Origin of the sequence: Comamonas sp. B-9 (assembly GCF_000410635.1) — a bacterium.
Classification (GTDB): domain Bacteria; phylum Pseudomonadota; class Gammaproteobacteria; order Burkholderiales; family Burkholderiaceae_C; genus Comamonas.
This window is the reverse complement of the sequence record NZ_KE148677.1, coordinates 26,574-32,560: the sequence shown is the minus strand read 5'-3', so window position 1 is coordinate 32,560 and position 5,987 is coordinate 26,574. Positions and strand designations below refer to the sequence as shown.

Here is a 5,987-nt window from a genome sequence, read left to right as displayed (position 1 = left end):
CGCCTGGAGGTTTTTTGGCTGGGTCGGAACCTGGCTACAACGGGAGAGAAAAAAGAAGCCGGACGGGGTGGCTGGCCGGCAATCAGCCCGGGTAGCCGCGCAGCACGTCGTCAATCAGCAGGCTGAGCGAGGTAGGACTGGCGCCGGTGGTGTACCAGGCGTCAGCATCGACAAAGACCACGCGGCCGCTCTTCCAGGCCTTGGTCTCGCGCAGCAAAGGGTTGGCCAGCTGGTCGGCGGTCATCACGGCGTGGCGCTCCATTACGGCAGTGCGGTCCACCACATAGAGGATGTCGGGGTTGGCCTGCTGGATGAACTCGCTGGAGATGGGCTGGCCATGCAGGCTGCCCTCGGCATCGGTGCTGGCGGGCTTGACGCCCAGATCGCTGAACACAAAGCCGTAGCGCGACTGCGGGCCAAAAGAGCTGAAGGCGCCGTTGTTGTGCAGCACGATCAAGGCCTTGTCGTTGCTGCCGGCAATGCGCTGGCGCGCCTGCGCCAGCTTGGCATCCAAGGCGGCTACCTTTTGAGCGGCCAGCGCCTCTTTGTCAAAGATGCGGCCCAGGGTCAGCAGATGCTCTTTGACGACGGCAATGTGCTTGGCATGGCTGTCCTTGAAATCCACATCCAAATGGATGGTCGGCGCGATCTCGCTCAGTGCCTGGTAGTGGTTGGCTTGCAAGGGCGTGATCAGGATCAGGTCGGGCTTGAGCGCATGCACGCGCTCCAGGTTGGGCTGCACGATGGCGCCCAGGTCCTGCACCGCCTCATCGGCTTTGTACTTGGCCAGAAAGTGCGGCACATAGTCCTTGACCATGCCGGCAATCGGCACACCGAGCTGATCGAGGAAATCGGCCTCGTTCATCTCCAGCGCGGCCACCCGCTGCGGGGTGCGTGTGATGACGGTGCTGCCCAGCTGGTGCTGCACAGTGATGGGTGCGGCGGCCGGCGGGCTGCTGGCTGTGGCGCTGGCAGATGGTGCATCGGCCGCCGAGCTGGATGCGCGGTCGCAGCCGCTCAGGGCCAGGGCGATGGTGACAGCGGCGGCTGCGGCGATGGCCGTAGACAGGGGCCGCAGAAAGGTGCGGGCGCAGGTGTGAGTGCAGATGCGGGTGCGTTGCATGGCAAAGGTTTCCTAGGTCTTGAAGTAGTTGCACAGGCATCCCTGCGCGGTGCGGCTGATGTCAAACCGCAGCTCGAACAGCTGCGACAGATTGGCTTCGGAGATGACGTCATCGCTGGGGCCGCTGAAGCACAGCATTCCGCCCTTGAGCGCGACGATGTGGTCCGAGTAATTGGCGGCAAAGTTGATGTCGTGGATGACCAGAATCACCGTGCGGCCGGCCTCGTCGCAAAGCCTGCGCAGCGCGCGCATGATCTGCACGGCATGCTTCATGTCCAGGTTGTTCAGCGGCTCGTCGAGCAGCAGCACATCGGTCTGCTGGGCAATGGTCATCGCCAAAAAGGCCATCTGCCGCTGGCCGCCACTGATCTCGTCGATATAGGCATGGCGCAGCGGCTCGAGCGACAGGAAGGCGATGGCCTCATCGACGGCTTGCTGGTCTTTGCTCGTCAACGTGCCCCGATGGTGCGGAAAGCGGCCAAAGCCGACCAGCTCTTCGACCGTCAAGCGCATCTGAAAACCGGGCGACTGGCGCAAGGTGGCGATGCGCAGCGCATAGTGCGCCACCGAGATGGTGGCAATGCTGCGGCCATCGAGCTGGATCTCGCCGCTGCTGGGCGCCAGCAGGCGGGCAATCATCATCAGCAAGGTGGATTTGCCGGCGCCATTGGGGCCGATCAGCGAGGTGATGCGCCCGGCCGGAAAGGCGGTGCTGACGCCAGACAGCACGGCGCGGCTGCCATAGGATTTATGGATGTTGCTGACAATGATCATGAGAGAGCCCGGCCGCGCACCGTCAGCGCCAGAAAGTAAGCACCGCAAACCAGATTGACCAGGATGCTGACGGTGGTCTTGTAGTTGAAAACATGCTCCACCAGCAGCTGCGCTACCAGGAAGATGGCGATGGCGACTGCGCAGCCCATGGGCAAAGTGCTGCGGTGGCGCCATTGCGGTGCCAGCGCATAGACGATGTTGGCCACAAAGATGCCCATGAAGGCCGTCGGCCCGATCAGGCTGGTGGAGACCGCCACCAGCACCGCCACCAAGGCCAGGTACAGCCGCATGCAGCGGGCATGGGGCACGCCCAGCGAGATGGCCTGCTCGCGGCCCAGCGCCATCACATCGAGCACCGGCAGGGTTTTGTGCAGCACCAGGCAGACGGCGCCCACGGCCAGCGCCGCATACGCCAGGGTATCGGGCCGGGCGCGGTGGAAGGACGCATAGCTCATGCCCTGGAAAACGGCGAACTCGCCCGGGCTGATGCGCAGCTGCACAAACTGCGTGAAGGTGCCGATCACCATGGTCAGCACCAGGCCAACGAGCAGCAGCACATAGACATCGCCCTGCCCCCGGCGCAGCAGCCAGCGCTGCAGGCCCCAGGAATACACCAGCATCAGCGCCACCGACACGAAGAAGTTGCCCCGCTCGCCCAGCATGCCCATGCCCTGCGCGCCCAGCACCAGCAGCAGCATGGCCTGCCACAGCAAGAACACCGCCTCGTAGCCCATGATGGCGGGCGTCAGAATGCGGTTGCCCATCAAGGTTTGGAACACGATGGCCGACACCGCCACGCAGATGCCGCCCAGCGCAATGGCCACCAGGCGCAGTAAACGCCGGGGGATGACATAGCCCAGATCGAGCCCTGAGCCCAGCAGCACAAAGCCCAGGGCCAGCACCGCTATGCCCAGCCACAGCGCATGGCTGGGGCTGAACGCCTTCAGGGCGATAGCGCGCTTCATCGCCGCCCCCGCAAAATCAGCACCAGAAACACCACGCCGCCCAAGGCGCCGGCGGTGAGGCCAATGGGCACCTCAAAGGGATAGATCAGCAGGCGGCCGGCGATATCGCAGACCAGCAGCAGGCTGGCACCACCCAGCGCTACCAGCGGCAGAGTGCGGGCCAAATGGTCACCCTTGTACAGCGCCACCAGCTGGGGCACGACCAGGCCGACAAAGGGGATGGCGCCCACGGCAATGACGGTGGCCGACACGGTGACGGCGACCAGCACCAGGCCCAAGGTGGCAGTCGCTGCATAGCCCAGCCCCAAGCTCGTCGCCATTTCCTCCCCCATGCCCAGCACCGTAAAGCGCTGCGCATACAGATAGGCGAGCGCCACCACCGGCACGATGATGTAGAGCATCTCGTAATGGCCTTGGACGATGCGCGAAAAATCGCCCAGCAGCCAGCCCTGCATGCTTTGCAGGATGTTGTGGCGGTAGGCATAGAACTCGGCCACGGCGCTGAGCACGCTGCCGTACATCAGCCCGATCACGGGCACCAGCACGGTGTTCTTGAAGCGGATGCGCGCGATGATGGCGACATAGAGCAGGCTGGATGCAAAGCAGAACAGCAGCGCCAGCGCCATGCGGCCCGGCGCACCCGCCGAGGGCACCAGGGTCATTGCGATCAGAATGCCGAGCTTGGCGGCATCGAGCCCGCCCGACGTGCCAGGTTCGACAAACTTGTTGCGCACAATGTGTTGCAGGATCACGCCGCAGACGGCCAGGCCTGCCCCGGTCAGCACCAGCGCGGCGAGGCGCGGCAGCCGGCTGGCGGTGAGCGTGAGCCAGGCATCGCCTGAGAAGGCCCAGAGCTGCGACCAGGCCATCTGGCGCGCCCCCACCAACAGGGACGCCAGGCACAGCAGCGCAAAGCCCAAGCACCAGCGCAGTCGCATCAGCCCTGCTCCCCCTCTGCGGCAATGCACCAGCCCTGGGCGTGAGCCCGCTGGGCCAGCCACTGCGCATAGCGGCCCGCATGCGCTGCCAGCTGCGCAGGCGTGCCTTGCTCGACCACCTGGCCGCCCTCCAGCACCAGCACCTGGTCGGCCATGGCAATGGTTGACAGCTGGTGCGCAATGACCACCACCGTGCGCTGGCCACGCAGGCGCGCCAGGGTCTGGGCAATCAGCGCCTGGTTCTCGGTATCGAGCGCGGCGGTGGCCTCGTCCACCAGCAGGATGGGCGCATCCTTGATAAGGGCGCGCGCAATCGCAATGCGTTGGCGCTCACCGCCCGAGAGCTGGGCGCCACCCTCGCCCACGGGGCTGTCCAGCACGCCGGGCAGGCGCTGCGCGATGCTGTCCACGCCCGCTTGCTGGGCGGCTTGCCATACCTCAGCATCACTGGCACCGGGCCGGCCGATGCGGATGTTGTCGGCAATGCTGCCGGCAAACAAATAGCTGTCCTGAAAAATCTGGCTGATCTGCGCGGCCAGTTGTGCTTCGTCCATCTGCCGCACATCGGTGCCGCCTACCAGCACGCCGCCCTGGTCCACATCCCAAAAGCGTGCCATCAGCCGCACCAGCGTGCTTTTGCCGGAGCCCGATGCCCCCACCAAGGCCGTCATGCTGCCCGGCGCCACATGCAGATTGATGCCGCGCAGCACGGCGGACTGGTCTGCGCCATAGGAGAAATGCACATCGCACAGAGTGATCGATGCATCGCGCGGCAGCTGCGGGTGCTGCGGCTGCGGCAGGGGCTGCTGCGCCAACAGCGCGTCCATCGCATCCAACTGGCCGCGCGCGCTGCGCAGCGCCTCGGCATAGCCCACCAGCTCCAACAGCGGCTCGACAAAGCGGCTGATCAGCAGCATGGACAGCACGGCGCCGATGACCTCACCAGGCGCCAGCGCCTGGGCGCTGTGCTGATCGAGCCCGATGGCAACAGCAACCAGCAAGGCTGCCAACACCGCCTGCACAGCCCAGACATTGAGCACCGACGACAGCGCCGACACCGCAATCAAGCGCCCGGCCGACTGGCGCTGCTGGTCCATCGCCTGCGCCACAAAGCGGGTGCTCTGACCGCCGCCCTGGAAGGCGCGCAAGACCGACTGCGCCTGCGCAAACTCCACGATGCGCTGGCCGGTCTGGGCAAAGTCGCGCTGAAACGCGGCATCGGCCCAGCGGCCCATGCGGGCGGTCAGCAGCAGCACGCCCAGCAGCAGGGGTAAGGCCACTAGCCCCACCAGGCCCAGGCGCCAGTCCTGCACAAACAGCAGCGCCAGCACCACCAGGGGCGCCACCACGCCGCTGATGACGGGTGTGAGCACATGGGCCGGCAGCTGGGCCACGGCCATCATCCCCTGCGTGACCAGGTGGCTGACCTTGGCGGTGTTCTGCGCGTTAAACCAGCCCATCGGCAAGCGCGCCACATGGGCGCCCAGCCGGTGGCGGCCGGTTTGCAAGATCGCAACGCCAACGCCCACCCCCGCCTGCTCCACCCGGCCGCGCCACCACCAGGCCAGCACGACGGCGACCAACAAGGCCAGTAGCCAAATGCCAGCTGCGCGCCACTGGGCCTGCAGCAGCTGGGCCATCAGCGGCAGCAGCAGGGCCGTGCACAGGCCGCAGAGCGCGCCATACCAGGCAGCCATCCAGGCGTAGCGGCGCAACAAAGGGGCCTGCTCGCCCAGCAGCAGGTTCAAGGTTTTCAGCATGGCGCGGCCTCCTGCACGGCGGCATAGCCACCTTCGCGCCACAGGCGGGCATAGCGCCCGTTCATAGCCAATAGATCGGCATGGCGCCCCTGCTCCACCAGGCGCCCTTCGTCGATCACCAGGATCTGGTCGGCCTGCATGATGGTGTCCAACCGGTGGGCAATCACCAGCACCGTGCGGCCTTGCGCAAAGCGCGACAGCGCGCGCTGAATAGCGGCCTCGCTGTCGGCATCCGCAGCGGCGGTGGCCTCGTCCAGCACCAAAATGGGCGCATCCATCAGCACGGCGCGGGCAATGCTGATGCGCTGGCGCTCGCCCCCGGAGAGCTGCGCGTCCTCGCCCAGCACCGCGTCATAGCCGCGTGGCAGCGCGGCGATGCAGCCATGCACATCGGCGGCGCGCGCGGCGGCTTCCACCTCGGCCTGGC

General features: G+C 66.2%; 6 protein-coding genes. All 6 read right to left on the bottom strand.

The features are described 5' to 3' along the window. Nucleotides 1–82: 82 nt before the first annotated feature. A complete protein-coding gene (locus H928_RS0124855; protein WP_021028925.1) occupies nt 83–1,123 on the bottom strand; it encodes a siderophore ABC transporter substrate-binding protein in 1,041 nt (346 codons plus the stop codon). Nucleotides 1,124–1,135: 12 nt separating this feature from the next. Then, a complete protein-coding gene (locus H928_RS0124850) occupies nt 1,136–1,897 on the bottom strand; it encodes an ABC transporter ATP-binding protein (RefSeq protein WP_021028924.1) in 762 nt (253 codons plus the stop codon). Continuing rightward, nucleotides 1,894–2,862 carry an iron chelate uptake ABC transporter family permease subunit gene (locus H928_RS0124845; protein WP_021028923.1) on the bottom strand — a complete coding sequence of 323 codons (969 nt, stop codon included), beginning with the start codon at nt 2,860–2,862 and terminating at the stop codon, nt 1,894–1,896. Before H928_RS0124845 ends, H928_RS0124850 begins: the two co-directional genes overlap by 4 nt. Then, a complete protein-coding gene (locus H928_RS0124840; protein WP_021028922.1) occupies nt 2,859–3,800 on the bottom strand; it encodes an ABC transporter permease in 942 nt (313 codons plus the stop codon). The genes H928_RS0124845 and H928_RS0124840 overlap by 4 nt, the downstream gene beginning before the upstream one ends. Then, nucleotides 3,800–5,560 carry an ABC transporter ATP-binding protein gene (locus H928_RS0124835; protein WP_021028921.1) on the bottom strand — a complete coding sequence of 587 codons (1,761 nt, stop codon included), beginning with the start codon at nt 5,558–5,560 and terminating at the stop codon, nt 3,800–3,802. The genes H928_RS0124840 and H928_RS0124835 overlap by 1 nt, the downstream gene beginning before the upstream one ends. Next, a partial coding sequence (locus tag H928_RS33925; RefSeq protein ID WP_239645078.1) for an ATP-binding cassette domain-containing protein occupies nt 5,554–5,987 on the bottom strand: 434 nt, incomplete at its 5' end. The genes H928_RS0124835 and H928_RS33925, both read right to left, overlap by 7 nt.

Excerpts from the sequence above, each read along its gene's own strand:
- H928_RS0124855 (WP_021028925.1), bottom strand. The coding sequence starts at position 1,123 with ATGCAACGCACCCGCATCTGCACTCACACCTGCGCCCGCACCTTTCTG.
- H928_RS0124850 (WP_021028924.1), bottom strand. The coding sequence starts at position 1,897 with ATGATCATTGTCAGCAACATCCATAAATCCTATGGCAGCCGCGCCGTG.
- H928_RS0124845 (WP_021028923.1), bottom strand. The coding sequence starts at position 2,862 with ATGAAGCGCGCTATCGCCCTGAAGGCGTTCAGCCCCAGCCATGCGCTG.
- H928_RS0124840 (WP_021028922.1), bottom strand. The coding sequence starts at position 3,800 with ATGCGACTGCGCTGGTGCTTGGGCTTTGCGCTGCTGTGCCTGGCGTCC.
- H928_RS0124835 (WP_021028921.1), bottom strand. The coding sequence starts at position 5,560 with ATGCTGAAAACCTTGAACCTGCTGCTGGGCGAGCAGGCCCCTTTGTTG.